28 protein-coding genes and 1 pseudogene are annotated in these 26,378 nt (G+C 72.4%); 12 read left to right on the plus strand and 17 right to left on the minus strand.

The window, feature by feature from the left end; genetic code table 11:
- The first annotated feature begins 35 nt into the window (after window positions 1–35).
- Window positions 36–1,064 carry a LacI family DNA-binding transcriptional regulator gene (locus tag FL583_RS31100; RefSeq protein WP_142708430.1) on the plus strand — a complete coding sequence of 343 codons (1,029 nt, stop codon included), beginning with the start codon at window positions 36–38 and terminating at the stop codon, window positions 1,062–1,064.
- 200 nt (window positions 1,065–1,264) lie between these two features.
- Here the strand turns inward: FL583_RS31100 and FL583_RS31105 are convergent, their stop codons facing one another.
- The 3 genes from FL583_RS31105 to FL583_RS31115 all read right to left on the minus strand — a co-directional run bounded on the left by FL583_RS31105 (window position 1,265) and on the right by FL583_RS31115 (window position 3,361).
- Window positions 1,265–1,774 carry a phosphatase PAP2 family protein gene (locus tag FL583_RS31105; protein ID WP_170323961.1) on the minus strand — a complete coding sequence of 170 codons (510 nt, stop codon included), beginning with the start codon at window positions 1,772–1,774 and terminating at the stop codon, window positions 1,265–1,267.
- A gap of 118 nt (window positions 1,775–1,892) precedes the next feature.
- On the minus strand, window positions 1,893–2,351 hold the full coding sequence (locus FL583_RS31110) for a heme-degrading domain-containing protein (protein ID WP_142708432.1): 459 nt from the start codon (window positions 2,349–2,351) through the stop codon (window positions 1,893–1,895).
- Window positions 2,348–3,361 carry a Gfo/Idh/MocA family protein gene (locus tag FL583_RS31115; protein ID WP_142708433.1) on the minus strand — a complete coding sequence of 338 codons (1,014 nt, stop codon included), beginning with the start codon at window positions 3,359–3,361 and terminating at the stop codon, window positions 2,348–2,350. Before FL583_RS31115 ends, FL583_RS31110 begins: the two co-directional genes overlap by 4 nt.
- A 39-nt stretch (window positions 3,362–3,400) precedes the next feature.
- Here FL583_RS31115 and FL583_RS31120 point away from each other — a divergent pair, with 39 nt between their 5' ends.
- Together FL583_RS31120 and FL583_RS31125 are read left to right on the plus strand one after the other, a co-directional pair.
- A complete protein-coding gene (locus FL583_RS31120) occupies window positions 3,401–4,972 on the plus strand; it encodes a phospholipase D-like domain-containing protein (RefSeq protein WP_205752620.1) in 1,572 nt (523 codons plus the stop codon).
- A 95-nt stretch (window positions 4,973–5,067) separates the two neighbouring features.
- Window positions 5,068–6,045: a C40 family peptidase gene (locus FL583_RS31125; RefSeq protein WP_170323962.1), complete on the plus strand. Its 978-nt coding sequence runs from the start codon at window positions 5,068–5,070 to the stop codon at window positions 6,043–6,045.
- On the opposite strand, the gene FL583_RS31130 is transcribed toward FL583_RS31125, so the two are convergent.
- The 8 genes from FL583_RS31130 to FL583_RS31165 form a co-directional block, all read right to left on the minus strand.
- Window positions 6,046–6,429: a YchJ family protein gene (locus FL583_RS31130; protein WP_142708435.1), complete on the minus strand. Its 384-nt coding sequence runs from the start codon at window positions 6,427–6,429 to the stop codon at window positions 6,046–6,048.
- Window positions 6,430–6,446: 17 nt separating this feature from the next.
- Window positions 6,447–7,658, minus strand: a complete 1,212-nt coding sequence (locus FL583_RS31135; RefSeq protein WP_142708436.1) for an MFS transporter — start codon at window positions 7,656–7,658, stop codon at window positions 6,447–6,449.
- Entirely contained in the window at window positions 7,659–8,978 is a 1,320-nt protein-coding gene (locus FL583_RS31140) for a S8 family peptidase (protein ID WP_142708437.1), read from the minus strand.
- 188 nt (window positions 8,979–9,166) lie between these two features.
- Window positions 9,167–9,412, minus strand: coding sequence for a hypothetical protein (locus FL583_RS31145; RefSeq protein WP_142708438.1), 246 nt, complete (start codon window positions 9,410–9,412; stop codon window positions 9,167–9,169).
- Between the two features lie 119 nt (window positions 9,413–9,531).
- Window positions 9,532–10,404, minus strand: a complete 873-nt coding sequence (locus FL583_RS31150) for an ROK family protein (protein WP_142708439.1) — start codon at window positions 10,402–10,404, stop codon at window positions 9,532–9,534.
- Window positions 10,401–11,570: a sugar ABC transporter permease gene (locus FL583_RS31155; protein WP_142708440.1), complete on the minus strand. Its 1,170-nt coding sequence runs from the start codon at window positions 11,568–11,570 to the stop codon at window positions 10,401–10,403. Before FL583_RS31155 ends, FL583_RS31150 begins: the two co-directional genes overlap by 4 nt.
- Window positions 11,567–12,313, minus strand: a complete 747-nt coding sequence (locus FL583_RS31160; protein ID WP_142708441.1) for an ATP-binding cassette domain-containing protein — start codon at window positions 12,311–12,313, stop codon at window positions 11,567–11,569. Before FL583_RS31160 ends, FL583_RS31155 begins: the two co-directional genes overlap by 4 nt.
- The gene (locus FL583_RS31165) at window positions 12,313–13,419 is read right to left on the minus strand and encodes a sugar ABC transporter substrate-binding protein (protein WP_142708442.1); all 1,107 of its coding nucleotides are present in this window, start codon (window positions 13,417–13,419) and stop codon (window positions 12,313–12,315) included. Before FL583_RS31165 ends, FL583_RS31160 begins: the two co-directional genes overlap by 1 nt.
- Window positions 13,420–13,503: 84 nt before the next feature.
- On the opposite strand from FL583_RS31165, the gene FL583_RS31170 reads away from it, so the two are divergent.
- A complete protein-coding gene (locus FL583_RS31170) occupies window positions 13,504–14,715 on the plus strand; it encodes an ROK family transcriptional regulator (RefSeq protein WP_142708443.1) in 1,212 nt (403 codons plus the stop codon).
- Between the two features lie 37 nt (window positions 14,716–14,752).
- Window positions 14,753–14,875: a hypothetical protein gene (locus tag FL583_RS42595; RefSeq protein WP_276611653.1), complete on the plus strand. Its 123-nt coding sequence runs from the start codon at window positions 14,753–14,755 to the stop codon at window positions 14,873–14,875.
- Here FL583_RS42595 and FL583_RS40485 read toward each other — a convergent pair.
- Window positions 14,872–15,021 carry a hypothetical protein gene (locus FL583_RS40485; protein ID WP_170323963.1) on the minus strand — a complete coding sequence of 50 codons (150 nt, stop codon included), beginning with the start codon at window positions 15,019–15,021 and terminating at the stop codon, window positions 14,872–14,874. The genes FL583_RS42595 and FL583_RS40485 overlap by 4 nt on opposite strands.
- Before the next feature lie 6 nt (window positions 15,022–15,027).
- Between FL583_RS40485 and FL583_RS31180 the strand changes: the two are divergent.
- Window positions 15,028–15,352: pseudogene (locus FL583_RS31180) on the plus strand (transposase); the annotation flags it as partial.
- Between the two features lie 430 nt (window positions 15,353–15,782).
- Here the strand turns inward: FL583_RS31180 and FL583_RS31185 are convergent.
- From FL583_RS31185 to FL583_RS31200, 4 genes are read right to left on the minus strand one after another with little or no spacing between them, the layout of a single operon-like run.
- Window positions 15,783–17,339 (minus strand): ATP-binding protein, encoded by a 1,557-nt coding sequence (locus FL583_RS31185; RefSeq protein WP_142708444.1) that lies wholly within the window; start codon window positions 17,337–17,339, stop codon window positions 15,783–15,785.
- Complete coding sequence (locus FL583_RS31190; RefSeq protein WP_142708445.1) at window positions 17,336–17,995, minus strand: response regulator transcription factor; 660 nt, start codon at window positions 17,993–17,995, stop codon at window positions 17,336–17,338. Before FL583_RS31190 ends, FL583_RS31185 begins: the two co-directional genes overlap by 4 nt.
- A gap of 58 nt (window positions 17,996–18,053) precedes the next feature.
- Window positions 18,054–18,710, minus strand: coding sequence for an LLM class flavin-dependent oxidoreductase (locus FL583_RS31195; protein WP_205752621.1), 657 nt, complete (start codon window positions 18,708–18,710; stop codon window positions 18,054–18,056).
- A gap of 30 nt (window positions 18,711–18,740) precedes the next feature.
- The gene (locus FL583_RS31200) at window positions 18,741–20,636 is read right to left on the minus strand and encodes an acetoacetate--CoA ligase (RefSeq protein ID WP_142708447.1); all 1,896 of its coding nucleotides are present in this window, start codon (window positions 20,634–20,636) and stop codon (window positions 18,741–18,743) included.
- 101 nt (window positions 20,637–20,737) lie between these two features.
- On the opposite strand from FL583_RS31200, the gene FL583_RS31205 reads away from it, so the two are divergent.
- From FL583_RS31205 to FL583_RS31225, 5 genes are all read left to right on the plus strand, one after another.
- Window positions 20,738–21,727: an LLM class flavin-dependent oxidoreductase gene (locus FL583_RS31205; RefSeq protein ID WP_142708448.1), complete on the plus strand. Its 990-nt coding sequence runs from the start codon at window positions 20,738–20,740 to the stop codon at window positions 21,725–21,727.
- A 954-nt stretch (window positions 21,728–22,681) separates the two neighbouring features.
- The gene (locus tag FL583_RS40490; RefSeq protein ID WP_170323964.1) at window positions 22,682–23,161 is read left to right on the plus strand and encodes a peptidase inhibitor family I36 protein; all 480 of its coding nucleotides are present in this window, start codon (window positions 22,682–22,684) and stop codon (window positions 23,159–23,161) included.
- Between the two features lie 20 nt (window positions 23,162–23,181).
- Window positions 23,182–23,694, plus strand: a complete 513-nt coding sequence (locus FL583_RS31215; protein WP_142708450.1) for a peptidase inhibitor family I36 protein — start codon at window positions 23,182–23,184, stop codon at window positions 23,692–23,694.
- Window positions 23,688–24,704: a hypothetical protein gene (locus FL583_RS31220; protein WP_205752622.1), complete on the plus strand. Its 1,017-nt coding sequence runs from the start codon at window positions 23,688–23,690 to the stop codon at window positions 24,702–24,704. The genes FL583_RS31215 and FL583_RS31220 overlap by 7 nt, the downstream gene beginning before the upstream one ends.
- A 57-nt stretch (window positions 24,705–24,761) precedes the next feature.
- Window positions 24,762–25,298, plus strand: coding sequence for a hypothetical protein (locus FL583_RS31225; protein ID WP_142708452.1), 537 nt, complete (start codon window positions 24,762–24,764; stop codon window positions 25,296–25,298).
- Between the two features lie 38 nt (window positions 25,299–25,336).
- Here FL583_RS31225 and FL583_RS31230 read toward each other — a convergent pair whose 3' ends face one another.
- Complete coding sequence (locus tag FL583_RS31230) at window positions 25,337–25,699, minus strand: hypothetical protein (protein WP_142708453.1); 363 nt, start codon at window positions 25,697–25,699, stop codon at window positions 25,337–25,339.
- A gap of 120 nt (window positions 25,700–25,819) precedes the next feature.
- Between FL583_RS31230 and FL583_RS31235 the strand changes: the two genes are divergently transcribed.
- Window positions 25,820–26,254 (plus strand): hypothetical protein, encoded by a 435-nt coding sequence (locus tag FL583_RS31235; protein ID WP_205752623.1) that lies wholly within the window; start codon window positions 25,820–25,822, stop codon window positions 26,252–26,254.
- Window positions 26,255–26,378: the final 124 nt, after the last annotated feature.

A 26,378-nucleotide genomic window follows, 5' to 3' on the forward strand; every position in this document is an offset into this window, starting at 1 on the left:
GACAACGTTGTCGGGATAGGACATATTCGGCGGCCATGGAGCCCGCCCAGCCCCGTCGCCGGGCGACGCTGCGGGACGTGGCCCGGCTGGCCGCGGTCAGCCCGAAGACCGTCTCCCGGGTCGTCAACCACGAGCCGGGCGTCACCGCGGCGAAGGTCGCGGCGGTCACGGCGGCGATCGATCAGCTGGGCTACCGCCCCAACGTCACGGCCAGCGCGCTGCGCCGGGCCAACGGGCGTACGGCGACGATCGGCGCGGTGCTCGAGGACGTCGCCAACCCGTTCTCGTCGGCGCTGCACCGGGCGATGGAGGACGTCGCCCGCGCCCGGGGCGTCTCGATCCTGTCCGGCAGCGTCGACGAGGATCCGGCCCGGGAACGGGCGCTGATCAGCACGTTCTTCGGGCGTCAGATCGACGGCCTGGTGATCGCGGCGGCCAGCGACAACCAGGCCTACCTGACCACCGAGATGCTCGGCGGCACCCCGGTGGTGTTCGTCGACCGGCCGCCGATCGGCGTCCGGGCCGATGCCGTGCTGATCGACAACCGGGCCGGCGCGCGGCAGGCCGTCGAGCACCTGATCGCGGCCGGTCATCGCGCGATCGGCTACGTCGGCGACCTGCGGTCGATCGCCACCGCCCAGGACCGTCTCCAGGGCTACCGGGACGCGCTGGCCGGCGCGGGGATCCGTCCCGACCCGGGCCACGTGGTCGAGGACCGGCACACCGAGGACGCGGCCGAGCGGGCCGTGCACCGGCTGCTCGACGGCCAGGCGCCGCCGACCGCGCTGTTCACCGCGCAGAACCTGGTGACGATCGGCGCGATCCGGGCGTTGCGGGCCCGGGGACGCCAGCGGTCGGTCGCGCTCGTCGGCTTCGACGACTTCCCGCTGGCCGACCTGCTGGAGCCCGGGGTGACGGTGGTGGCGCAGGACCCGTCGGCGATGGGCGCGCTGGCCGCGTCGCTGATCTTCCGCCGCCTCGACGGTGAGGTCTGGCCGCCGGTCGTCCACACGATCCCGACCCGCCTGATCCCCCGAGGCTCGGGCGAGATCCGCCCGGGCTAGCGAGTGTCCTGTAAGTGGTTGAGCTGCGGCTTCTGGTAGCCGTGTGGCGTGGTGGGTAGTGGAGAGCCGACAGATCGGGCCGGACCGGTGCCCCGTGGCGTGACCTGCCCGAACGCTACGCGAAACGCATGGCCTACTTCCGGTCAGAACCCATCTTCGCCGCGATCGTGCTCTGACTCCGATGACTTACAGGACACTCGCTAGCCGGTCTCCCGGTGGGGCCAGCGGAGGCGGGTGAGCAGGAGGACCTGGAGCAGGCCGAGCAGGTAGCCGCCGACGCTGTCGGTCAGCCAGTGCCACCCCAGATACGTGGTCCCGACGAACACCAGCACGCCGGGCAGCCACCGCAGAACCGCCCGGGCAACCGGCGGCCAGGCCACCAGAAACGCCAGCACCGCGTAGTACACCAGCCCGTTGCTGACGTGCCCGGACGGATACTCCACCGCCGGATCCCCACTGAACATCGCGATCGAGCCATGGTGCGGGGCGCCCCGGGACGTCCACTGCTTCAGCACCTCGATCAGGACGCTGTTCACCGCCCCGGCGACGACCGCGAGCGCCAGCGGGCGGGGCGTCCGCCACCGGATCGACAGCACGGCCGCCACGACCAGCACCAGCGGCAACGCGATACCGCGCTGACCGAGCAGGTCGAACCCGACCAGGATCGTGTGCAGCCAGTGCGGCCGGTGGGCGTCAGCCCAGTCGCGCACCGCCCGGTCGACGTCCAGGATCGGCGGCCACCAGACCAGCGCGGCGGTGAGCGCGACGAAGCCCGCGGCCAGCAGGCCTTCCGCCCACCAGCGCCGCGGTGCCCGCCCTCGGCCCGGTTCAGCCGGCGAGGAAGCGCTCCAGGTGAGTGACCACGAAGCGGTGGTCGTCGACCTGGGGTAGCCCCGACACCGCGACCGACCCGATGCACCCGGCCCCGGCGACGATCAGCGGGAACGCCCCGCCGTGGGCCGCGAACCGCCCGGTGTCGAGCCGCGAGTCCGTGTCGAAGTCCCCGCCGTCGGCCCGGAACAGGCTGCCGACGTAGTACGACGAGTGCCCGTACCGCTCGACGACCGCGGCCTTGCGGCGCAGCCAGCCGTCGTTGTCGGCCGAGGCGCCGGGCAGGGCGGCGTGGAACAGCTGCTGGGCACCGCGCCGGATCGCGATCGCCACCGGCAGCCGCTCGGCGGAAGCGGCGGCCCGCAGCGCACTGCCGAGCTCCCACGCCGTGTGCTCGTCGAAGCGCGGGAAGACCAGGCGCTCCTCCTCGGCCAGCAGCGTCTGCAACTCGCTCATACGGTCACGACCTCTCCGGTGCGGGCGCTGACGCGGGCCGCGTCCAGCACGACGGCAGTGGCGACGGCGTCGGCCGGGTCGACCGGCGGCGGGCCGTCGCCGCGGACCGCGGCCGCGAAACGCGGGTAGAACGTATCCCAGCGACCGCGCTCGGTCGGCCGCACGCCGGAGGAGCCGGCCGAGTACACGGTCCCGGAACTCTCCGCCGGCTCCACGCCCCACTCTTCCGGCGGCGCCCCGGCGATGAGCTGCGCCTCCTGGCCGTCGCTGGCCGCGACCACATACGTCCCCTCGGTACCGGTGACCCGCCACCGGGGGCCGGGCGCGAACTGACTCCAGCTGCCCCACAGGTGCGAGCGCGCGCCGGAGGCGTGCGTGAGCGCGACGAACACGTCGTCGTCGAGCCCGGAGTCGCGGTCGCGCAGCTCGGCGTAGACCGACCGGACCGGGCCGAGCAGGAACAGCGCCTGGTCGACCAGGTGGCTGCCGAAGTCGAGGAGCGTGCCGCCGCCGGCCGCGCCGGGGCCGTCCTGCGGCGCGTAGCGCTCGAAGCGGGACTCCAGCCGGGTGACCGTGCCCAGCGTCCCACCGTCGACCAGCGCCCGGACCGTGCGGAAGTCCGAGTCCTCCCGCCGGTTCTGGTACGGGCTCAGCGCCAGCCCGAGGCTCGCGGCCAGCGCGACCGACGTCCGCGCGGCCTCGGCGGTCAGCGCGAACGGCTTGTCGCAGACGACGGCCAGCCCGAGCCGGAGCGCCTCGTCGGTCAGCGCGCTGTGCGTGTCGGCCGGCGTCGAGATCGCGACCGCCTCGGCACCGAGGTCGGCCAGCTCGGTCAGGCTCGCCACCGTCGGAGCGCCGGGAACTTCCTGTCCGACGAGCGCCCGGCGCTCGTCCGAGGAGGTCAGGACGCCGATGAGCTCGCATTCCGGCGCGGCCAGGAGCAGCGGGGCGTGGAAGTACCGGGCACCGAAGCCGTACCCGACGAGCCCGAATCGCACAGCAGTGGTCATGAACGCACCCTAACCACCGGGATCGCTAGCATCAGCGGTGTGATCTCGGACGTCGGTGACGTGGGTGCGCTGGCCGCCCGGTTCTTCCCGGCCGCGAGCGACGCCTGCCCGACGTTCGTCGAGGACTCCGGCTGGCAGCCGATCGTCGACGGGGTCGACTACTTCCGGGAGCTGACCGAGCTGCTCGACCGGGTCGGCCCGGGCGACGGCCTCTACATCGCCAGCTACTCGGCCGACCCCGACCTGGACCTGACCGGGCGGAACGAGCGCCCGTTCACCGACATCCTGGCCGAGAAGGCCGCCGACGGCGCCGACGTCCGGGTGGTGCTGAGTGCGGCCGAGTACTCCGGGGGCGTGCCCTGGCTGCCGTTCGGGCCGTTCCGGGCCAACGTCGTCGCGGCCCGGGCGATGCGGGACTGGCGCCCGACCACCCGGGACGTCGCCGAGCCGCCGCTGCTCAAGAACGTCCTGCTGGACTGGTCCGGGCCGGTGCTGGGCTCCAACCATCAGAAGCTCGTCGTGTTCTGCCTCGGCGGGGTCGTGACGGCGTTCGTCGGCGGTCTCGACTTGCTGCCCAGCCGGTGGGACGCCTCGCCGCACGACCGGCTCCGGCTGCGTCAGTACCGGTGGGGATGGCACGACGCGGCCGCGCGGCTGACCGGGCCAGCGGCCGAGCGCGTCCACGAGGTCTTCCGGAGCCGCTGGGAGAACGCGGCCAAACTGCCGCCGCGCTTCATCGCCAAGGTCATCCCGCGGCGCTACTTCACGTTTCCGCGCGGCGGCATCACGGTGATCAACCCGCCCGACGCTCCGCCGACCGTGCCGCCGATCGCCGCCCAGCCGCCGCAGCCGACGACCGGCGTCGCGTTACGGGTGCTGCGCTCGTACGCCCCGTGGCGGGTGTACCGCCGGATGGGCTGGCGCCGGCTGCGCACGCCGGTCGTCGTCCGGACCGGCACCCACGAGGTCTACGACACGCTGATCACCGCGATCCGGGCCGCCCGCCGCTACATCTACCTGGAAGACCAGTACTTCCACGAGTCACCCGGGGGCAACCGCCACTTCGAGCTGTTCGGCGAGCTGCGGGCGGCGGCCGAGCGCGGGGTGAAGGTGATCCTGGTCGGGTCCGGCCGCCGCGACCCGGCCGACGGCGGCGACAGCACGGTCCGCCCGGTGATCACCGGCGACCTGAGACGGCACGTCATCCGCAAGCTGCCGCCGGCGGCCCGGCTGAACGTCGTCATGTACCGCGTCCGGGACCTGACCGTGCACACCAAGCTGATGCTGATCGACGACGTGTTCGCCTCGATCGGCTCGGCGAACTTCTTCAGCCGGTCGATGGTCGGCACCGACAGCGAGCTGACCTGCGCGATGGTGACGACCGGCTCGGCCGTGACCGACCTGCGGGTACGCCTGTGGGCCGAGCACCTGCGGACGCCGGTCGTGCCCGAGCTCGCCGACCTGGACACCGCGCTCGGCATCTGGCGCCGTGAGTGGCTGGCCCCCGGTCAGGCGCCCGACACCTGGCGCCGGGCCGGTGCTCCGGAGGGCTTCGCGCCGACCGAGCAGGTGCTGCTCGCGGCCCGGTATTCGCGCTGGGCCCGTCGTTAAAGGGGTCATAAGACTCAACAAAATGCAGGGCTACGGGGTGCGTGGGGCCCGGAACGGTGAGTCAGGGTTCCCCTATGGGTTCTGCTCGTCGTCCGATGGCCGTGCTTGGAGCGGTGGTAGCCGTACTCGGCCTGGCTCTGTTGCCCGGTGGGGGTGCCACGGCGGCGCCGTCGCCCGCGGACGCCGAGCGGCAACTGCAGGCTCTCGGCGTCCAGATGGATCACGTCAACGAGCAGGCGAACAGCGCGCGGGTGCAGCTGAAGCGCGCGAAAGCGCAGCAGGTGGGCCTGCAGCGGCAGCTGGCGGCCTCGCAGGCCGCGCTGGACGCGGCCCAGGACCAGGTGGGCGAGATTGCGCAGGCGGCCTACCGGGACGGCCGGCTGCGGCCGGGGGCCTCGCTGCTCGAGGGCGGGCCGGGCGACCTGCTCGACCGGATGGCCACGCTGACCTGGCTCAGCGACCAGCAGCGGACCACGCTCGCCCGGGCCAGGACCCGGCAGGCGGACTACGACGATGCCCGGGCGCGCGTCGACCTGCAGGTCAAGACCGCGACGCGGTTGCAGAAGCAGCTCGACGGCCGCAAGGCCGAGCTGGCCCAGCAGGTCACCAAGTGGGAGCGGATCAAGCGGACGGTGACCCCGAAGCCGACGCCGAAACCGGAGCGCTCGGGTTCATCTTCATCTTCGTCCTCGTCCGGCCGCCCGCCGGCGACTTACGACGGGCCCGCGACCGGGAACGGCGCCCGGGTGGCCCGGTTCGCGCTCGCCCAGCTCGGCGAACCGTACGTCTTCGGCGCGGCCGGGCCCAACGCCTGGGACTGCTCCGGCCTGACCGAGATGGCCTGGGCCCAGGCCGGCGTCTCGCTGCCACACTCGGCGCACCTGCAGTACTACCAGATCCGGCACGTGTCCCGGTCGAACCTGCAGGCCGGTGACCTGGTCTTCTTCTATGGCCTCGAGCACGTCGGCGTCTACATCGGCAACAACCAGGTCGTGCACGCGCCGCAGCCGGGCGAGTCGGTCAAGATCACCAGCATCAACTACATGCCGTTCTCCGGAGCCGGGCGTCCCTGATCACCGGACGAGCGGTCCGGTGCCTCCGTCGCGGTAGACCCACCGGCCGCCGATCCGGTCGAACGTACTGCGTTCGTGCTGCTCCACCCGTTCGCCGTCGGCCGTCCGCGCGATCGCGCGGAATTCGACGACCCCGGTGTCGTCGTCCGGCCCGCCGTCGACCGTGTCGACGATCTGCAGGGCGCGCCAGGTCAGTCCGACGTCCAGAGCGAGGTGATCGGGCCTGGTCGACGGATGCCAGGTGGCCAGCAGGTACGGCGCCAGCCCGCGGGCGAACGCGCTGTACCGCGACCGCATCAGCGCCTCGGCGGTGGGCGCCGCGCCGCCGCGGTGGAACGGCTCGCAACACTCCGCGTAGGGCCGGCGCGAACCGCAGGGACACATGCCGGTCAGGCTACTGGTCAGAGCGCGAACTGGTCCCGGGGCGCCTGGCTGAGCGGGCGCCAGACGGCCAGCACGCCGACCGCGACCACGGCCGCCGCCGCGGGGGCCACCGCGGTGACCCCGGCGGCGTCGGCCAGGAACCCGGCGGCGAGCGCGCCCAGCGGGAGCGCGCCCCAGACCAGGAACCGGTGCACGGCGGTCACCCGGCCGAGCATCTCGTCCGGCACCGCGGCCTGCCGGAACGAGAGCGCGACGATGTTGAACAGCGTGGCCGCCGCGCCCCAGACGGCCAGCGCGAGCGCGGTGACCGGCCAGGTCGGGAACACTCCGACGGCCAGGAACGCGGCCGCGATGACCGGGCCCGCGGCCAGGCAGATCGCCCGGCGCTGCCCGGCCCCGGCCAGCCGGTCGCCGACCGCACCGGCGATCAGGCCACCCACCGACCCCACCGCGACCAGCACCCCGTACCCCACCGCGCCGACGCCGAGCCGCTCCCGGGCCAGCACCACCAGGATCGCCAGGAACCCGCCGCTGGCCAGGTTCACCGCGACCGACAGCACCGAGATCGCCCGCACGGTCCGGGCCCGGAAGAACCACCGGGCGCCGTCGCGCAGATCCTGGCCGATCGAGCCGGGCTCCCGGGGCTCCGGGCGCCCGGCCGAGCCGACCGTGAGGGCCAGCAGCCCGAACGCCACCAGGAACGCGGCCGCATTCACGGCCACGGCCAGGACGGCCGCGACCGCGAACAGCACCCCGCCGATCAGCGGCCCGGCCAGCTCGGCCATCGAGATCTCCCCGAGCAGCAGCCGCGAGTTCGCCTTCTGCAACTGCTCCCGCGGGACGATCGACGGCAGCGCGCTGTGCGCGGCGACGTCGAACACGACCTCGCAGGTGCCGAGCACGAACGCGACCACGACCAGCACCGGGATCCCGACCAGATCCGCGGCGACCAGGGCGGCGAGCGCGCCGAGCGCCGCCGCCCTGGTCAGCTGGACCGCGACCATCATCCGCAGCCGCGGCCACCGGTCCACGAACACGCCCGACACGAGCCCGAACACCAGCCAGGGCGCCCCGCCGGCCGCGGCGACCACCGCGACCCCGCGCGGACCGGCGGCGAGGCTCGAGGCCAGCAGCGGTAACGCGGTCGCTCGGAGGCCGTCGCCCAGCGCGGAGCTGGTCCAGGCGGCGAGGTAGCCGGTGAACTCGGTGGTCGGCCGGGTCCGGAGCATCTACAGCACGTGGCCGACGTTCGGGCGCGGCGACGACTCGGCCCGGAGCGCGGCCAGCGCCTCGGGTCCGGTCTGCCCGTCGCCGATCTTCCCGGCCAGCGCGCCGACGACCTGGGGCGCGGCGAACGACGTGCCGGTCCAGGCCGCGAAGCCGGAGCCGGCCGGGTAGGCGCTGACCACCCCGTCGGCCGGTGCGCTGAAGTCGACCCACTCGCCCCGGTTGCTGTACGCGGCCGGCTCGCCGTCCGCGTCCACGGCGGCCACGGCGACGACGTCCCGGTGCGCGGCCGGCCAGGGGGCGACGTCGGAGCCGTTGTTGCCGGCCGCGGCCACGACGACGGTCTCCGGATGCCGGGCGAGCAGCGCGTCGAGCGCGCGGGGCAGGCCGACCGGGACCGCATCACCGGCCGTCGCGGCCGAGAGCGACAGGTTGACCAGGTGCGGCGGGGTGGGCGCGGCGGCGAGCCGGTGCAGTGCCTCGCAGAGCGCGTACTCGGTGCCGAGCCCGTCGCCGGCCAGGACCGGAAGCACCTGGACGGCGGCCGCGGGCGCGACCTGGCGCACCAGGGCGGCGACGAAGGCGCCGTGGCCCGCGGCCGTGTCGAGATCGGGGCCGTCTACGGCGGGTGGGCTGTCGACGGTGACGTCGGAGAGGAGGCCGTGGAGGGCGAACACGTCGGACGGGTCGATCGTGGTGTCGAGCACCGCGACGCGGACGCCGGTGCCCCGGTCGTCGTCGGTGCGCCGGGCGGGCGGCTCGGAGGTGGTGGGCCGGGGGCCGCCGGCGCACATCGCGGTCTTCATGACGATGCCCGCGGTGATCTCGCCGGGCGTGAGCACCGACTTGAGCACGATCCCGGCCCGGATCTCGCCGGGCGCCGCGGCCTTGACGGTGTGACCGGCCACGATGACGTAGTTCGGGGCCGCGATCGACTCGGCTTCGGTCAACCGGCCGATCACCGCGACGACGTCGTCGACCGGCGCGCCGGGCTTGAGGTACCGGCGCAGACCGTCGAGACCGGACACCAGGCCGAACCCGGCCGACGCCAGAATCGTCCGCTCGGTGGCGGACTCCTCCCCGGCGACGAGCACCTCGCCCCGGGCGATCAGCCCGACCGGCCCGGCGCCGGTGTCGAGGTGGTCGATCGGGACGTGCCGGGCGTCCTCGGAGCGCAGGCCTTCGCGCCGGTCGGTCAGGGTGCGCTGCGCGTGCCGGAGCTGCTGCTCGTCCCGGCCCATCCGGGCGAGCTCCGCGGCCTGCTGCCGCCCGGCGGCCGGGTCGCGCAGGATCCGTTGGTCGATCTCGGTGGCGAACGACATGCCATCTCCCTCTTCGGAAATCCGCCGGAGGGACCTCCAGCGGAGGTCAAGGGGCACCGCGCCACACGGTAGCGCCCTCGCTCCACGATGGAGGGAAATTCCGCCCCCGCCGCCAGCCGCCGGGCGGTTCCGGGAGAGGACCGCGCGGGCGCTGCGGCGGTCCTCTCCCGACGTTCGCGCCAGGGGGCTCAGCGTCGGCGGGTTCTCCGGGGCGCGGGCTGGGCGCGGCGGAAGCGTTTCGACGTCGGCGCGGCGGCCGACCGCCGTTTCCGGCGGACCACCGTGGTCACGACCGCGAGCAACCCGGCCCCGGCCAGTCCGGCGATCCCGGCCCGGCCGCGCTTCCCGCCCTTCCGGGCGGTTCCGGTCGCGGTTTCGGTCCGGGCATCCGCTAACGCTTCGGGGCTGACTTTCGGCGGGGGCGACTGCGTCATGGACTGCTCCTCTCGCAGGACGCCCCGGCGTCGCGGGGCGTCACCAATCGGCTGACGAGACGTCCCGGTTGCGCTCCGTCATCGACGGGCTACCCATTGCGAGCTGATCCATGCCACGGTCACAGCTCCAACGCCAGCGCCAGCGCGCCGACCAGCGGTGCATCGTCCACGAACCGGGCGAGCGCCAGCTCCGGCGGGAACGGCACCGCACGACGCAACTCGGCCTCCACCCGCGGCACGACGTGCTCGGCCGCCCCCATCAGCCCGCCGCCGAGCACCACCCGCGCTGGGTCGATCGTCACGCAGAGGTTCGCGATCGTGCGGGCCAGCGTCCCGATCGTCTCGTCCAGCAACGCCCGGACCTCCGGCCGCCCCCGCAGCCCGAAGAGCTCCGCCGCCGTCACCGGACGGCCGAGCAGCGCCGACCCGCGCCGGCTCAGCGCCGCGCCCGAGACGACGTCCTCCAGCGGCGCCTGCCCGTCGGCGAAGTACCCGTCGGCATCCGACCCGCGGAGGTAGCCGACCTCGCCGGCCGCGCCGTGCGCCCCGGCCACGACCCGGCCCCCGACCACCAGCCCGACCGCGAGCCCGGTGCCCACGTTGACGTACAGCCCGACGTCGACCCCGCGCAGCGCACCCCAGCGCAGTTCGGCGGCGGCCCCGGCGTTCACGTCGTTGGCGATCGCGACCGGGACGTCCCCGAACTCGTCGCGCAGCAGCGCGGGCAGCGCCAGGCCGTCCCACCCGGGGACGTTGGGCGCCAGCCGCACCAGGCCGTCGGTCAGCACCCCGAACGTCGACACGCCGACCGCGGCCGGACCGCGCAGCAGCGCGCGGGCCGCGTCGAACGCGCGGTGGACGGCCTGCAGCGCCCCGGCCGCCCCGAGGGTCGGCAGCCGCACGATCGGGTCGGGGAGGCCGTCGGCCGAGCCCGCCGCGAGCGCGATCTTGGTGCCGCCGAAGTCGATGGCCAGGACCCGGGCGTCGGTCATCCGAGCTGGTCTCGGCGCGGCACCGAATCCAAGGCGATCGCGACCGCGAGAACCGCGGCGGTCACCATCAGGCGCACCGACGAGTCCACGTTGAGCAGCAGCATGCCGTTGGTGATCGACTGGATCACGACGATGCCGAGCAGCGCCGCGTAGGCCCGTCCCCGCCCGCCGAACAGCGACGTCCCGCCGATCACGGCCGCGGCGATCGCCATCAGCAGCGTGTCGCTGCTGCCCGAGCTCTGGTTGACGGCCGAGAGCCGGCTGGCGGCCAGGATGCCGCCGGCCGCGGCCAGCGTGGATCCGGCGACGAACGCGATCATCCGGATCCGGGTCACGTTGATGCCCGCCCGCCGGGCCGCCTCGGCGTTGCCGCCGACCGCGTACAGGTGGCGTCCGAACAGCGTGTGCTGCAACACCAGGTCCAGGGCCACGACCAGGGCCGCGAACAGCACCAGCAGCAACGGGACCCCGCGGTCGGCCGACAGCACGAGCACGACGACGACCAGCGCGACGGCCAGCGCGCCCAGGCCCAGCGCCGTCCGGATCACCGACGTGGCCGGCAGGCCGGCCGCGGCCCGCCACCGGCGGACGATCAGCGCACTGCCGGTGCAGACCGCGACGATCAGCACCACCGTTCCCCAGGCCGCCCAGCCCGGCAGCCAGGTGTCGCTGAGCTCGGCGACGAACCCGTCGAACGGCAGGTTGATCGTCCCGCCCCGGCCGAGCAGGTACAGCATCAGGCCCTGCCAGCCGATCAGCCCGGCCAGCGTGACGACGAACGACGGCATGCCCAGGCGGGTGCGCATCCAGCCGTGCAGCAGCCCGATCAGCGCGGCCCCGACCAGCGCGGCCGCGATCGCGACGAGCGGCGGCCAGCCGTGCTTCACCGACAGGATCGTCATGATCACCGCGGCCAGGCCGCTGACCGAGCCGGCCGACAGGTCGATCTCGCCGAGCAGCACCACCATGATGATGCCGAGCGCGATCGTGCCGGTCGCGGCCATCTGCAGGGCCAGGTTCGTGAGGTTCTCGGGCGACAGGAACCGGTCGTTCAGCGAGCTGAAGACGATCGCGATCAGGATCAGCCCGGCCGCGATCGGCCAGGCCCCGAGGTCGGCGCCGGGCCGGGGGCGTCGCAGCGGCAGCGGCAGGCGGAGCGTCGTCATGCGAGGTCCTTCGGTGAGCCGGCGACGGCGACGCCGCCGGTGATCGCGGCGACGACCTCCTCCGGAGTGGTGTCCGCGGTGCGGAAGCTCCCGTTGTTGCGGCCCAGCCGCAGGACCGCGATGCGGTCGCTGACCGCGGTCACGTCGGCCAGGTTGTGGGAGATGACCAGCACCGACAGGCCGCGGTCCCGCAGCCGTCGGATCAGGTCGAGGACCTGCGCGGTCTGCTCGACGCCGAGCGCGGCCGTCGGTTCGTCCAGCATGACGACGCGCGGGTCGGCGACCAGGGCGCGCGCGATCGCGACCGACTGGCGCTGGCCCCCGGAGAGCATCGCGACCGGCACCCGGATGTCCCGGATCCGGACGTCGAGCGAGGTCAGCAGATCGCGGGCGGCCCGTTCCATCCGGATCGGACGCAGCAGCGACCAGCGGTGCCGCTCGGCGCCCAGGAACAGGTTCGCGACCACGTCCAGGTTCTCGCACAGCGCGAGGTCCTGGTGGACGGTCGCGATCCCGAGCCGCTGGGCGTCGTGCGGGGACTGCAGGCGCACCGGCGCGCCGTCCTGCTCGACCGTTCCGGAATCCGGGATCACGACCCCGGACAGCACCTTGACCAGCGTCGACTTGCCGGCGCCGTTGTCGCCGACGAGCGCGACGACCTCGCCCGGCGGAAGGTCCAGGCTCACGTCGTCCAGAGCCTGGACCGCGCCGTACGTCTTCGAGACGCCGGAGGCGGCGAACACTACTGGATGCCCTCTCGCGCGCAGGCCGCCTTGACCGGGGCCGTGCAGAGGTCGGCCGCGGTGTAGAAGCCGTCCTTGACGATCGTGTCCTTGATCTTGTCGGCGGTCACCGGGATCGGGTCGAGCAGGAACGACGGGATCTGCGCGGTGCCGTTGTCGACCTTGGCCGGGGCGTCCGTCTTCTGGTCGCGGACGACCGCGACGGCGAGCTCCGCGGCCTTCTCGGCCTCGCTGCGGATGTCGAGGTAGATCGTCATGTACTGCTCACCGGTGAGGATGCGCTGGACGGCCGCGAGCTCGGCGTCCTGGCCGGTGATCGGCGGGAGAGTCGGATAGCCGGCCCGCTTCATCGCCGCGATCGCGCCGCTGGCCATGCCGTCGTTGGCCGACAGGACGCCGACGACGCTGGTGCGGCCGAGCGCGGTGATCGCCTGCTCCATCTCCTGCTGGGCTTTGTCCGGGCTCCAGTCCGGGGTGTCGAACTCGCGGCCGATCTTCACCTTGCCGTCGAGGACGTTGTGGGCGCCCTTCTTGTAGTCGGCCGAGCTCGGATCGGTCGGCGACCCGTTGATCATCACGATCTGGCCCTTGGTGGTCGTCCCGGCCTTGGTCAGCGCGTCGAGCAGGGCCTGCCCCTGCATCTCGCCGACCCGGACGTTGTTGAACGAGACGTAGTAGTCGTAGGCGATGCCGGAGATCAGCCGGTCGTAGGCGATGACCGGAACGTCGGCCTTCTTGGCCCGGTTGACCAGCGGCGCGACCGCGCCGGCGTCGACCGCGTCCAGGACCAGCGCGTTCGCACCCTGGGTGAGCGCGGCCTCGACCTGCTGCTGTTGCTTGGCCGCGTCCTGGTCGGCGTTGAAGTAGAGCAGCTTGCAGTCCGCGCACAGGGCCTTGACCTTGGCCTCGAACAGCGGCCGGTCGAACGCCTCGTAGCGGGTCGTCTTCGACTCGGGGAGGAAGAGCGCGATCGTCTTTCCGCCACCGGACGAGGACGAGTCGTCTCCCGAACCGCAGGCGCCGAGAACGACCAGGGCGGCGACGGCGACGGCGGCGAGTTTGACGAGTCTCACGGTGCACCTCTCTCCGGATGGGGGTGGGGGCATCGTGGACCCTCCGGCGACTGTTTGACAATGTCCTTTACGAAATTGGTTAAGGACTTTTACAAAGCGGTGTGGCAACCTGTTGACGTGCAAACCGCCAGTACGACGACGGTCCTCCGGGTGATGAACGAGCGGGCCGTCTTCGCCGAGGTCTTCCGGCTCGGGCAGGCGTCGCGTCCGGAGCTGGCCAGCGTCACCGGACTGTCGAAGCCGACCGTGGCCGTCGCACTGGCCAATCTGGAGGACGCGGGGCTGCTGCGTCAGGTCGGGCGCCGGGCCGGGCCGGCCGGGCGCTCGGCGCTGCTCTACGAGGTGCGGCCCGAGGCCGGGCACGTGCTCGCGGTCGACATCGGGCGCGAGTTCGTCCGCACCGCGCTGACCGACCTCGTCGGCGAGGTCGTTGCCCGCCGGGAGGAGCCGTCCCGCGGGTCCCGCGACGAGGACCTCGTCGCGCAGCTCACCCGCCTGGCCGACGACCTGGCCGACGCGGCCGGCATCTCCCGCGGCGACATCACGCTGGCCGTGTTCGGCACCCCGGGCGTGCACGACGAGGCCGACGGCTCGCTGCACCTGGCGCCGAACCTGCCGGGCTGGGAGCGGCGGAACAGCGTCGCACGGCTCGGCGGCATCACCGGGGCGACGTACCTGGTCGAGAACGACGCGTCGCTGGCCGCGATCGGTGAGGCCAGCTACGGCCTGGGCCGGGGCGTACCGCACTTCGTCTACGTGCTGATCGGCACCGGCACCGGGATGGGCGTCGTCATCGACGGCAAGCTCTACCGCGGCTTCCGCGGCGCGGCCGGCGAGATCGGCTACCTGCCGATCGGCGACGGCGACCCGCTGCTGGACGAGCCCGGCACCCATCGGCGGGGGATGTTCGAGTCGGTCGCGTCGGCGCCGGCGGTAGTTTCCAGTGGGCAACGGCTGGGTGTTCTCGACATCGTCACCGCGAAGAACGTCCTCGACGCGGCCCGAGCCGGTGACGAGGCCGCGGTGCGGACGCTGGACCGCGAGGTCGACTACCTGAGCCGCGCGCTGGCCGGCGTGACCGCGGTGCTGGACCCGGAGCTCGTCGTGCTCGGCGGCGGCTTCGGGGCCCACGCCGGCGACCTGCTGACCGGCCCGCTGCTCGAGCGGCTGGGGCGTCTGGTCGCCCTCGACCCGCCCCGAATCGAGGTCTCGACGCTCGGCGCCGAGGCGGTGCTGCTCGGCGCGGTCGCGGTCGGGCTCACCGCCGCGCACGATCTCGTGCTCGACCGCGCCGCCCCGGCGGGTATCGCCGGCCTATCGAAAAGCTGATACGGGCCGGTAACGGCGTGCTCCCTTGGGTGGGGGCATGAACAAGGAAGCCGGTCTGTGGCTGGCGCTCTGCGCGTTCGTGGTGTTCTGCGCCGTGCTCGGCCTGCTGCTCGGGTTCCTGGCCTATGGCCTGGTGGGCCGAGTGTTCACGGGCGCCTAGTGCGTCGAGGTTCGCGGTGTTGGGGGCTGATGGCGGCGGTCCGGTTCGCTGTTCGCCGGGGTGCGGCGGGCGACGATGATCATGGCGTCGTCGTCGGGGACGCCGGTCAGCGCGATCGCCTGGCTGGTGGTCGCGGATGAGGACACCGTGCGCGAGGTATCAAGGACGTGTTCTTCCTCGTCTGCGACGGCTTGAAGGGCCTCCCGGAGGTCGTCACCACTGTCTGGCCGCGGACGATCGTGCAGAACTGCATCATTCACCTGATCCGCAACACGTTCCGGCCCGCTACCGGCGGGCGGTCAAAGCCCGTGGGCACTTCCCGACCGAGCAGGCCGCGTTGAAGTGCCTCGACCTGGTCACCCGATCCCTGGACCCGACCGGGACTGGCAGGGCCAAGTGGGCGATGCGCTGGAACCGGCGTTGAACGCCTTCGCTATCACCTTCGGTGACCGATTCCCGGCCGACGAGACCTACTGATCAACCCGCCGGAAGCACCGTTGTCGAGACAGTCCCTAACGCCGCGAACCTAAAATGGTCAGCGCACTCGCACGGGACGGGTCGGCGGCGTCCCGGCGGCGCTAGCGTGTGTTGGAGTTGGGCTGCGGAGCGGACCGGGGGAACCCAACCGGGCAAGGCGGGGCCCGTCGCATGTCACCGGCGCTCGACAGATCGCATCCTGTTTTCGAGATTGGTCAACTTACCTGACCAAGTAGTCAGGAAAGTTGACCAATCCGCAGAGCAAGATGGTTCCGCGAAGGCCTTCGGATCGTGGAGCGGAGCTGCCGCGCTGACCCCTCGTGCGGGCCGCGGGGCACTCCCGGGGCAACCGACGTACCTGGACGGCACGTGCCGCCGGTCTGCGTGTGACCCGGCCGACCGCTATCCGATCACTGACTCGGGAATCCGCCTAGCGTCCGGGTCCGGCCGGGAGGGTGACGGTCACGGTCGTGCCCCGGCCTAGTTCACTATGGACGCCCAGGGTGCCGCCCATCGCCTCGGTGAGCCCACGGGCCAGCGGCAGCCCGAGTCCCACGCCCTCCTCGGAGTCGGCGCCGAGCCGGTCGAACGGGACGAACAGCCGGTCGAGGTACTCGGCCCCGATGCCCGGCCCGGTGTCGCGGATCGTGATCTCCGCCTGCTCGCCGCTCGCCGTCCAGGCGATGGCGACCGTGCCGTCCGCGCGGTTGTACCGGATCGCGTTGCCGACCAGGTTGAGCAGCACCTGCCGGAGCCGCCGCTGGTCGGCCGCCAGCTCCACCGGCGGACCGGCGGTCAGGCTCAGGCCGACCCGCTCGGCCGTCGCGAGCGGGTCCAGCATCGCCAGCACCTCGGTCACGACCGGCCCGAGCGGCACCGCGGTCACGGTGAGCGGCAGCACGTTCGCCTCGATCCGGGCCACGTCGAGGACGTCGTCGACCATCGCCAGGATGTGCCCGGCGGCCGCGGTGATGTGGCCGAGCGCCGCCGACCGGCGGTCGCGGTCCAGGTCGAGCGTGCCGAGCAGCTCGGTGAAGCCGGTGATCGCCTGCAGCGGAGTGCGCAGCTCGTGGCCGAGCGCCGACACGAAGTCGGTCTTCGCCCGGTTGGCCGCCTCGGCGGCGTGCTGGGCCAGCTCGGCCTCCACCCGCCGCCGGCGTTCCCGCTCGGCCGCGCGCCGGCCGGTGATGTCGAGGACGTTCACCGACAGCGCGTGGTCCTGGATCGGCGAGACCGCGACCGCCAGGTCCAGCCTCCGTCCGTCGGCGGCCTCCGCCGTCGCCTCGTACGCGTCCGGACGCGATCCGGACGCGGTGCGCGTGAAGACGTCGTCGAGGCAGGCACCGATCAGGTCGACGCCGAGCAGCGCGCGCATCGCCCGGTTGACGCGGGTGATGCGACCGTCCAGCGTCGCCAGCGCCATGCCGACCGCGTTGTCCTCGAACGCGCGCCGGAACCGCTCCTCGCTCTCGGTGAGCGCGCCGAGCAGCCCGTCGTGGTCGATCGCGACCGACGCCAGGTGCGTCAGCCGCTCCACCAGCCGGGTCTCCCGGTCCGTCGGCTCGTGCGGACGACGGTGGTAGACCGCGAACGTGCCGGTCACCCCGTCGCGTCCGCTGATCGGCGTCGACCAGCACGACCGCAGGCCGAACCGGTCGGCCAGCGTGCGGTAGCGCTCCCAGCGGGGGTCGAGCCGGACGTCGACCGCGACGACCGGCCGGCCGGTGAAGGCGGCGGCGCCGCACGAGCCGGCGGACTCGCCGATCGGGAGGCCGTCGATCGCCGACGAGTACGCCCGCGGCAGCGACGGAGCGGCCCCGTGACGCAGCGTGCCGCCGTCCAGGAGCAGCACCGAGCAGCTGCAGCCGGGGACCAGCTCCTCGAACGTGGACGCGATCCCGGTGAGGACGCCGGAGAGCGGGACGCCCGCGGCGATCTGCTCCAGGATCTCGGTCTGACGGGCCAGCAGCGCGTGGTCGAAACTCACGGCTCTAGCCGGTAGCCGACACCCCGGACGGTCACCAGGAAACGGTGGCCGAGCTTGTGCCGTAATCGGTGGACGTGCTCGGTGACCGTGGCCTCGCTCTGCCAGCCGGTCGAGCTGGCCCACACCTGCTCGAGCAGTTGCGCCCGGGTGAACACGTGCCGGGGGTGGCCGGCCAGGAACGCCAGCAGGTCGAACTCGCGGGCGGTGAGCGGCACCGGCTCGCCGTCGAGCTCCACCTCCCGGCAGGCCAGGTCGATGCGCAACCCGGAGCGGACCGCGGGCGGCTGGGCGACCCCGTTCGTGCGCCGCAGCACCGAGCGGACCCGGGCCGCGAGTTCGCCCGGGGAGAACGGCTTCACCAGGTAGTCGTCGGCGCCGAGGTCGAGCCCGAGGATCCGGTCGCCCTCGCCGCTGCGTCCGGACAGCACGACGACCGGCGTCGGGTCGCCGCCCTCGCGGAGCCGACGGAGCAGGTCGAGGCCGGCCAGCCCGGGCAGCGACAGATCGAGGACGACGAGGTCGGGCCGCTGGTCGACGATCGTCTGCCAGGCCGTGTTCCCGTCCGCGGCCACGTGGACGTCGTAGCCCTCGGACTCGAGTTGCCAGGAGACGACCGTGCGGACGCGGCTGTCGTCGTCGACCACGAGCATCCTCATGGGCACCCCCTCGCGCCGGCGTCGTTGCCGCGTGGGGTTGACGGTAACCCGGGGAAACTCACGGGAACAGTGCTCTGACCTCCTCGGGTTCCGGTCCGCCGGGCTCGATCAGCACGACCGCGTCGTCGAAGCCGGCCTGCGCGTAGCGACGGAGCGCGTCGCCGGTGGCGTCGAGATCGGTCGTCGGGACCGCGCAGACGACGGCCCGCCGTCCGCCGGCCGCGCGGTAGCGGTCGTGGGCCTCGACGATCTGGACGGGCGTCCGGCGGTAGCCGGACGCGAGCCAGCCGTCGAAGTGCCGGGCCGCCCGCTCGACGTTCCGGCCCCAGGAGCCGAGCAGCAGCGGGGGCCCGAGGCGCAGCCGGTCCACGGTGCGGTGCAGGGTCTCGAACCGGGTCGCGAAGTCCCGGCCGAACAGTGCGTAGTCGGCTGCGGTCGACCCCGGGCTGACGCCCAGCGACAACCGGGCGCCGCAGATCTGGGCCAGCGACCGGATGCGGTAGGCGAGGTCGGCCGGGTGGTGCAGCGGCACCTGCAGGGTCGCGGTGCCCAGTTCGACGCGCTCGGTGGCGGTGGCCGCGACCGCGAGCGTGACGAACGGATCGGGGACGAAGTAGCCCCGCCCGACGATCTGGGGCGTCCAGAGGCTCTCGAATCCGGCGGCCACCAGCCGCTGCGCCCAGGCTGCGGTGGCGGGCTGCGGAGCGTCCGACAAATGGACCAGGGTGGCACCGAGGCGCACCGGTCAGCCCAACCGGTCCGACGCGAAGCGCTCGTACCAGCGCAGGACCTCAGGGTCGTCGACCGACGCGGGGTTCGCGGCCTGGGCGAGGGGAGTGCCGCGGAGGAGCTTCTTGATCGGGACCTCGAGCCGTTTGCCGGTCAGCGTGTGCGGGACGGCCGGGGCCTCGACGATCTCGTCGGGGACGTGCCGGGGGGTGAGTTTCTCGCGCAGCGTGGTGGCGATCTTTCGTTTCAGCGCGTCGTCGAGCCGGTGGCCGTCGGCGGGGACGACGAACAGGCCGAGCCAGTAGCCGTCGTCGGGCTGCTCGACGCCGATGACCAGGGTCTCGGCGATCTCGGGCAGGGTCTCGAGCACGTCGTAGAAGTCGCCCGAGCCGAGCCGGACGCCCTGCCGGTTGAGGGTCGAATCGGAGCGGCCGTGGATCGTGAGGCTGCCGTCCGAGTGGATCGTCACCCAGTCGCCGTGCCGCCAGACGCCGGGCCAGGTCTCGAAGTACGACTCGGTGTAGCGGGTGAAGTCGGGGTCGTTCCACAGGTGGACCGGCATCGGCGGGACCGGCTGCAGGATCACCAGGTCGCCGACGCGGTCGACGACCGGGACACCGTCGTCGTCCCAGGCCGCGCAGTCGACCCCGGCCAGCCGGCCGCCGATCCGGCCCGGCCGGACCGGGGCGTAGTCGTTCGACCCGACGAATGCGCCGGAGACGTCGGTGCCGCCGCTGGTCGAGTCGATCTTGACGTCCGCGCCGACGTGCTCCCAGACCCAGCGGTAGCCGTCGGGCGGGAGCGCGGAGCCGCTGACCAGCACGTGACGCAGCCGCTCGGGGGTCTCGGCCGGCGGGGTGGAGGCGGTGATGACGGCCGCGCCGAGCAGCATGACGTCGGCGCCGGTGCGGGCGGCGACGTCCCAGACCCCGCTGGCCGGGCTGCCCTCGTACAGGACGATCGTCGCGCCGTGCAGCAGCGCGCCGAGCTGCATGTTCCACAGGGCCCAGCCGGTCGAGGTGTAGGTGAACATGCGCTCGCCGGGGCGGAGTCCGCAGTAGAGGCCCGCCCATTTCAGGCCTTCGAGCGTGATTCCGCCGTGGCCGTGGACCAGGCCTTTGGGCAGGCCGGTGGTGCCCGAGGTGAACAGGACCCAGAGCGGGTGGGAGAACTCGACCTGTTCGTACTTCTCCGGGGCGGTGGGCTCGAGCAGCTCGGGCCAGAGGGTTGCTCGGGCCGGTTGTGGCCGGCCGAGGTACGGGACGTGGACGAACTCGCGGACGGTCGGGAGGTTCTCGCGTAGGCGGGCGACGACCTCGGTGCGGTCGATCTCCTTGCCGTTCCAGTGGTAGCCGTCGGCCGCGATCAGCACGGTGGGTTCGAGCTGGGCCAGGCGTCCGATCGTGCCTTCGGCGCCGAAGTCCGGGGTGCAGCAGGACCAGATCGCGCCGACCGCCGCGGTGGCCAGGCAGGCGATGACCGCGTGCTCGGTGTTCGGGAGGTAGGCGCAGACGCGGTCGCCGGGGTGGACGCCGTGGTTCCGCAGCCAGTGGGCGACCGCCGCCACTTGCTCCCGGAGACTCCGGTAGGTGGTTTCTTTCTGGTCGCGGTGGCCTTCTCCGACGCTGAGCAGCGCCACGTCGTGGTCGGCGCCTCTTCTGAGCGCGTGTTCGGCCCAGTTCAGCCGGGCGCCGGAGAACCAGCGGGTGCGGGGCATGGGGTCGGGCGTGCGTACCCGGGTCCACGGCGTCGCGAACGTGACGTCGTAGTAGTCGACGATCGAGAGCCAGAAGCGGTCGACGTCCTCGACCGACCAGGACCAGAGGGCGTCGTGATCGGGGAAGGGGCGGCCCTCGCGCCGCTCCAGCCAGTCGAGGTACGCGCGCAGCGCGGACCGGTCCGGAACCCTCATGCGGTGCACCGTAGAGCTGACGGTGCTGGTGGGCGCGACGGTTGAGAAAGCGTTGAGATTTCGGTGTGAACGGGTTGATGCGGAGCTAGCACCGTGAACGCATGAAGCTCGCTCTGTACCTTCCGAACTTCCGCGACAACGTGACCGTCAAGGAGCTCGAGGACCTGACGGCGCTGGCCGAGGACCTCGACTTCGACTCCGTGTGGACGCTCGACCGGATCGTCGTGCCGGAGGCCTCGGACCGCGCGGAGCTGCAGTTCCCGTTCGGCATGATGACCGAGTTCCCGAAGGGGATGCCGGTCGTCTCGCGGGGCAAGTGGTTCCAGGGCATGACGCTGATTCCGTGGCTCGCGGCGAAGACGCAGAAGGTCCGGATCGGGATGAGCATCATCGACACGCCCTACCGTTCGCCCGGTGTGCTCGCCGCCGAGCTCGCCACCCAGGACCACCTGGCCGGTGGCCGGCTGAACGTCGGGGTCGGGTCGGGCTGGATGCCCGAGGAGTTCGCGGCGGCGTCGGTGCCGCAGTTGTTCCCGCGCCGGCACGCGCACGTGCGGGAGACGATCGAGATCATGCAGGGGATCTGGTCGAACGAGCTGTTCGAGTACCACGGCGAGTTCGCGGACTTCCCGCTGTCGGGGTTCGGGCACAAGCCGATCCAGCAGCCCGGCCCGCCGATCTACTTCTCCGGCCTCAAGGACGCCCGGCGCTCGGCGCGGCGGATCGCGAAGTACGGGCTGCAGGGCTGGATCGGGATCCAGGACACGCCGGAGGAGATCAGCCGGTGGAGGGGTGAGATCGAGCGGGAGCTGGGGGAGTTGGGGCGTGGGTTCCCGGAGGGCTTCGACGTGTGTTCGATGATCTGGTTCGTGATCACGGACGAGCCGATGGATCAGAGCCCGGCCGGGAAGGGGACGAATTTGCTGGCCGGGACGGCGCAGCAGGTGGAGGACATGCTGAAGCGGTATCGGGATGCGGGGATGACGATGCCGTTGCTGTGGCCGCCGTTCCGGGATGTGCCTACGTCGAAGACTTTGGATGATCTGAAGCGGTTGACGGAGGAGATCATGCCGAAGGTGAATGCTGCTTGAGGGGCGCGGCCGTGGCGCACGCCTTATGGTGAGGTAGGTGCTCGCTAGGGCGCGGTGCGGGGGTGCGGCTCCGTTTGGGCGCGCGTCGAACGGACGCGGGCTTGGCAGCGACCCGCAGCGCCATCTGCCGCACATTCCACGGCGCGGCAGGGTCAGGGCCTGGCGGGCATGGTGGCGTGTGCAACTCGCGCCGGGGCCGGCAGTCCGCTTGGTGGGGGCGTGGCTCCGGCTGCGGCGCCGCGGTGGCGCGGGCCGCCCCCGCGCCGGAGCGCGCGCGAGGTGCGTGTAGTGCCTTGGTATTCACTCGCGAACGCGCGTCCTGGGCTCGTGTCGACCCGGTGATGGCTCTCCTGACTGGCTCGGAGCGCCCTGTCGGAGCGGTGAAATCGGCCGGGGAGTCCCCCGCGAAAAGACCCGAGGCGGCACGCAGATCAGCCCGCTCCCTCTCAGGCGTCTGGCGGCGCGCTCGCGGGAGCCCCAGCCACGTGCTTGCCGGGTGGTCGTAGCTCGGCCGGCCCGGGCGGCGGCTGGTGCCCGATCGCGCCGCTTTCGGTGCACATGTCGGCGCCGGTGCAGCACGGCCGGCCGGCAGAGTGACCGGACGCCCCCGCCGGGCAAGGCGCGCGGATGGATGACCGCCACCGACCTCGCCGCGGGCCCGTCGCCACCCTCGGCGAGGCCGCGCTCCGGTCGGACGGCGGCTCCGGCCCCCGTTTCCCCAGCGGAAGCATCCTCCGGCCAGCCGAGCCTTGGCGCGGGCGGAACCGAGGTCATCGGAACCGAGGGCATAGCCTCGCCGCGTCCGAGGTCTTGATGACCATGGGTGACATTCGTATCTTTTGTATCCGCTTCGTTGCTATCCGCTACTGTACGACCCGTCCTACCACTATGGACGGATGGAGAACTGTGTCATTACGTCGCACGGGGGCGACAGCGCAACGCGGGCGCGGTGTCGTGAAATGGTCGGCGGCCCTGGCCGCCGCGGTATTCGCACTGGTGATGGGCCTCGCACCCCCAGCTAACGCGGCCGGCGGGACGCCTCCCGCCGAAAAAGCCACCCTCACCTCGGTCACCGCGGCGGCTCCCGCCGCCGCGCCCAGTGGATGTTCCGCCGGGAACCTCTGCTTCTGGAACGGCACGAACTTCTCGGACGGGCCGGGTGAGCTGTCCGGCACCAACTCCAACTGGCAGGCGTTCTCGCACTCGACGTGCACGTCGACCAGCGGCGCCTCGTACAAGACCTGGAACGACTGCGCCTCGTCGCTCTACAACAACGGCACGAGTTGCGACGCTCGCGTGTGGACCGACTCCGGCTACCACGGGAGCAGCTACACGATGTCCCGCGGCCAGCGCATCACGAACCTGGCGACCTTCTACCCGGACGCCGGGGACACCTTCAACAACAGCATCTCGTCCAACGACTGGGTCTGCTGACCGTCTCACCAGGAGGAAAAGTGTCCAAGCTTCACACGGGGGCGACCGCGCGCGGACGGCGCGCAGTCGGAAGGTGGTCCGCGGCGGTCGTCGCGGTGCTGTTCGCGCTGGTCATGGGCGTCGGCCTGGGCCAACCCGCCAGCGCGGCCACGGCCGGCAGTGCGTCCAGCGGCCTGACCCTGACCGCGGTGTCTCCGGCGGCTGCCGCCGCGGCGCCGTCCGGGTGCTCGGCCGGCAACCTCTGTTTCTGGAAAGACGCGAACATGGTCGACGGGCCGGGCGAGCTGTCCGGCACGAACAGCAACTGGGCGGCGTTCTCGCACCAGAGCTGCGCGTCCCACACCTGGAACAACTGCGCGTCGTCGCTCTACAACAACGGCACCAGCTGTACCGCGCTGGTCTGGCTGTCGGCCGGCTTCACCGAGGGCGTCGAGAGCCTGGGCCGGGGTCAGGGGGTCAAGAACCTGACCACCTGGAACGTTGACACGGGTCCGTGGAACGACAACATCTCCGCGAACAGCTGGTCTTGTTGATCGCACGTCTCCCGGTCCGCCGGGTCGGCTCACTCGGCTCCCCGCCGAGTGGGTCGGCCCGCGGCTCCGCCACGAAAACGCCGGCCCGCCGCTCCGCGCCGAACGCCGCGCAAACGCCGGCCCGCCGCTTCGCGCCGAATGCCGCGCAGACGTCGGCCCGCATCGCCCTGCTCGGCGCGGCGGTAGCCGTCGGGCTGGGCCTGGCCGGGTGCGGGAACGGCGGCGCGCCCGCTCCGGTCACGTCCACCGCCGTCGACCTCGTGACCCGGACCGGCGGGTTCCCCGCCGGACAGCGGACGATCACCGCGGCCGAGGACCGGCTGGTCGCGCGGTGCATGGCCGCGTCCGGCCGGACGTACATCGTCAGCAAGCCGACGTCGGCCGACGCGCCGGCCGCAACCGACTACGGCCTCTACAGCGCGCAGCACGTCGACCCGAGCGCCGACCGGACGACCAACGACTACTACCTGGCCCACCTGCCCGAAGCCGAGCGGACCACCTACCTGAAGGCGCTGCGCGGGACGGCCCAGGCGGCCGTGACCCTCTCCGACGGACGGGAGATCGCCTACCCGACGACCGGCTGCGAACCAGCCGCCCGCACCATGCTGTACGGATCGCTGGAGAACCAGGTCAAGGTCTTCTACGTGCCGCAGATCGTCGGCAACGCGGTCCGCGAGCAGGTCCAGCAGAAGCCGGAGTACGTCTCGGCCCAGAAGGCCTGGCAGCGGTGCATGGCGTCCGGCCACGAGCCGTACTCCTCCAGTGCCGAGGCCCGCAAGCAGATCGCGGCCCTCTACGCGAAGACCGGCCCGACCCCGGCCACCCACCAGCGCGAGATCACGGTGGCCACGCTGGACCGCCGGTGCACGACGAACTCCCGTCTCGACACCACCGAGTCCACGCTCACCCGCGAGGTCCTCGCCGCGCTCCCCGAGCCCGATCGTCAGGAGCTCGACAAGCTCGCCGCAACCTGGCGGAAGACCCTCGAGGCGGCGCGGGCGACGCCCTAGGGTCGGGGCACGGCCGGCCGTCACGGGGGCGTCCGGCGGTAGGGAAGAGAGACGCGCATGTATCGACGTGTCACCACAGCGGTCTTATCGGTCGCGGTCGCGGTCGTCGCGACGCTGTTCGTCGCCAGTCCGGCCCAGGCGTTCCCGAAGGGCGCGTGCGACAGCACGGTCCGTCCCGAGGGACGTCCCGGAGACTATTTCGACGCGCTGAGCCCGATCGCGCCCACCGTCTGGACGCACAACATGAACGGGTGCCAGTGGCTGGACTCGGGCCAGAGCTGGACGATGTACCGGGGCACCGCGACGATCCGCCTCGTCAACGGTGACCTGGGGATCTACAACAAGAGCGGCGTGCTGAAGTGGCACACGAACACCAAGGGTTCCGGCGCCACCCAGATGCTCTGGCAGCAGGACGGGAACCTCGTGCTCTACACGGCGGGTTACGCCAAGGCCGTGTGGTCGAGCAAGACCTACAACAAGTGCACGGGCTTCAAGTTCCCGTATCTGGCCACGCAGAGCGACAACAACCTGGTGATCTACTGCGGCGCCGAGGGCACCAACGCGCTCTGGGCCAGTCACACGAACGGCATCTAGCCCTCGGCCGTGACCTGCCTTCTTGCCGAGGAGGCAGGTCACTGCCGGTTCGGCGCCAGCACGAGGTACGTCATCAGCAGCAGGATCCCGGCGATCGCCAGCAGTTTGGCCGGCGGCAGCACGACGCCGTTCGCGACCCGGTCGAGCACGACGACGCCCACCTGCAGGATCACGATCCAGCCGAGCGTCACCGTGGCCAGTTCGGCGTACTCGAGGCTCGCCGCGTACACCCCGAACAGCGCGACCATCCCGGCCGCGCCGACCGTCCACCAGGCCCAGTGCCCGGTGCGTAAGTAGCGCACGGCGCAGTAGGCGGCCGCGAGATCCAGCACGGCCAGCGCGAACATCGCGCCGACTCCGAGCACCGAGACCCCGCGAGCAGGCAGCGTCTGCAGATCCATCGGATTCACTTCCCCCGTGAGTCCTCCGTCGGTCTCCAGGGTGGCCCGCAAATCTGGACAATCCGAATCACTGTCCGCTATCCGATCCGATGCAACAGCTCTAGGGTGTGCGCTGTGCGGATGGCTCGGGGACTGGCGGCGGTGCTCGTGGGCGTCGCCTGGAGTGCGCTCGGCTACGGCTTGTTCCTGTCCCCGTCGAACCAGCGGGCCTGGGACGACCTCGACGCCGGCGGCCGGTTCGGTGCGAATCTGGCCGTCTACCTGCCGTACCTCGCGCTGGCGATCCCGGTCACGATCGTCGTGCTGCTCGGGCTGCTTCCGCGGCCCGCCGCGCTCAGCCCGCTGGGCTGCGCGGCGGCCGGCGTCGCGGTGTTCGCCGCCTGGGTCGCGACCCAGGATTACCTGTTCGACCCCCAGCCGCAGCTCGTCGCGTCCGTGGTGTGCTGCTTCGTGGCGGACGTCGCCGCCGGCGCGGCGTTGCTGACGGCCTGGGGGCTGGGTGTGCTGGTCGCGGGGGCTGGTGGGGCGACGGGGGATCGCCGGGCAGGTGTGTAGCGGCCGAGCCGACCCGGCCGGACCGACCGCATCCGCCACGGCACACGCCTGGCTGCGCGGACCAGCTTTCGACCGAGCCCGGGCCTTGCCCCTTGATCCTGGACACTTGACGCAGGGACCTCGC

This window comes from Cryptosporangium phraense, assembly GCF_006912135.1.
Taxonomy (GTDB): domain Bacteria; phylum Actinomycetota; class Actinomycetes; order Mycobacteriales; family Cryptosporangiaceae; genus Cryptosporangium; species Cryptosporangium phraense.

What these genes read in the sequence shown, in the direction of transcription:
- FL583_RS31155 (WP_142708440.1), bottom strand. Translation starts at nt 11,570, where the DNA reads ATGACGACGCTCCGCCTGCCGCTGCCGCTGCGACGCCCCCGGCCCGGC.
- FL583_RS31130 (WP_142708435.1), bottom strand. Translation starts at nt 6,429, where the DNA reads ATGTGTCCCTGCGGTTCGCGCCGGCCCTACGCGGAGTGTTGCGAGCCG.
- FL583_RS31140 (WP_142708437.1), bottom strand. Translation starts at nt 8,978, where the DNA reads ATGTCGTTCGCCACCGAGATCGACCAACGGATCCTGCGCGACCCGGCC.
- FL583_RS31230 (WP_142708453.1), bottom strand. Translation starts at nt 25,699, where the DNA reads ATGGATCTGCAGACGCTGCCTGCTCGCGGGGTCTCGGTGCTCGGAGTC.
- FL583_RS31115 (WP_142708433.1), bottom strand. Translation starts at nt 3,361, where the DNA reads ATGACCACTGCTGTGCGATTCGGGCTCGTCGGGTACGGCTTCGGTGCC.
- FL583_RS31125 (WP_170323962.1), top strand. Translation starts at nt 5,068, where the DNA reads ATGGCCGTGCTTGGAGCGGTGGTAGCCGTACTCGGCCTGGCTCTGTTG.
- FL583_RS31165 (WP_142708442.1), bottom strand. Translation starts at nt 13,419, where the DNA reads ATGCCCCCACCCCCATCCGGAGAGAGGTGCACCGTGAGACTCGTCAAA.
- FL583_RS42595 (WP_276611653.1), top strand. Translation starts at nt 14,753, where the DNA reads ATGAACAAGGAAGCCGGTCTGTGGCTGGCGCTCTGCGCGTTCGTGGTG.
- FL583_RS31145 (WP_142708438.1), bottom strand. Translation starts at nt 9,412, where the DNA reads ATGACGCAGTCGCCCCCGCCGAAAGTCAGCCCCGAAGCGTTAGCGGAT.
- FL583_RS31150 (WP_142708439.1), bottom strand. Translation starts at nt 10,404, where the DNA reads ATGACCGACGCCCGGGTCCTGGCCATCGACTTCGGCGGCACCAAGATC.
- FL583_RS31205 (WP_142708448.1), top strand. Translation starts at nt 20,738, where the DNA reads ATGAAGCTCGCTCTGTACCTTCCGAACTTCCGCGACAACGTGACCGTC.
- FL583_RS31135 (WP_142708436.1), bottom strand. Translation starts at nt 7,658, where the DNA reads ATGCTCCGGACCCGGCCGACCACCGAGTTCACCGGCTACCTCGCCGCC.
- FL583_RS31110 (WP_142708432.1), bottom strand. Translation starts at nt 2,351, where the DNA reads ATGAGCGAGTTGCAGACGCTGCTGGCCGAGGAGGAGCGCCTGGTCTTC.
- FL583_RS31235 (WP_205752623.1), top strand. Translation starts at nt 25,820, where the DNA reads ATGGCTCGGGGACTGGCGGCGGTGCTCGTGGGCGTCGCCTGGAGTGCG.
- FL583_RS31225 (WP_142708452.1), top strand. Translation starts at nt 24,762, where the DNA reads ATGTATCGACGTGTCACCACAGCGGTCTTATCGGTCGCGGTCGCGGTC.
- FL583_RS31200 (WP_142708447.1), bottom strand. Translation starts at nt 20,636, where the DNA reads ATGAGGGTTCCGGACCGGTCCGCGCTGCGCGCGTACCTCGACTGGCTG.
- FL583_RS31190 (WP_142708445.1), bottom strand. Translation starts at nt 17,995, where the DNA reads ATGAGGATGCTCGTGGTCGACGACGACAGCCGCGTCCGCACGGTCGTC.
- FL583_RS31100 (WP_142708430.1), top strand. Translation starts at nt 36, where the DNA reads ATGGAGCCCGCCCAGCCCCGTCGCCGGGCGACGCTGCGGGACGTGGCC.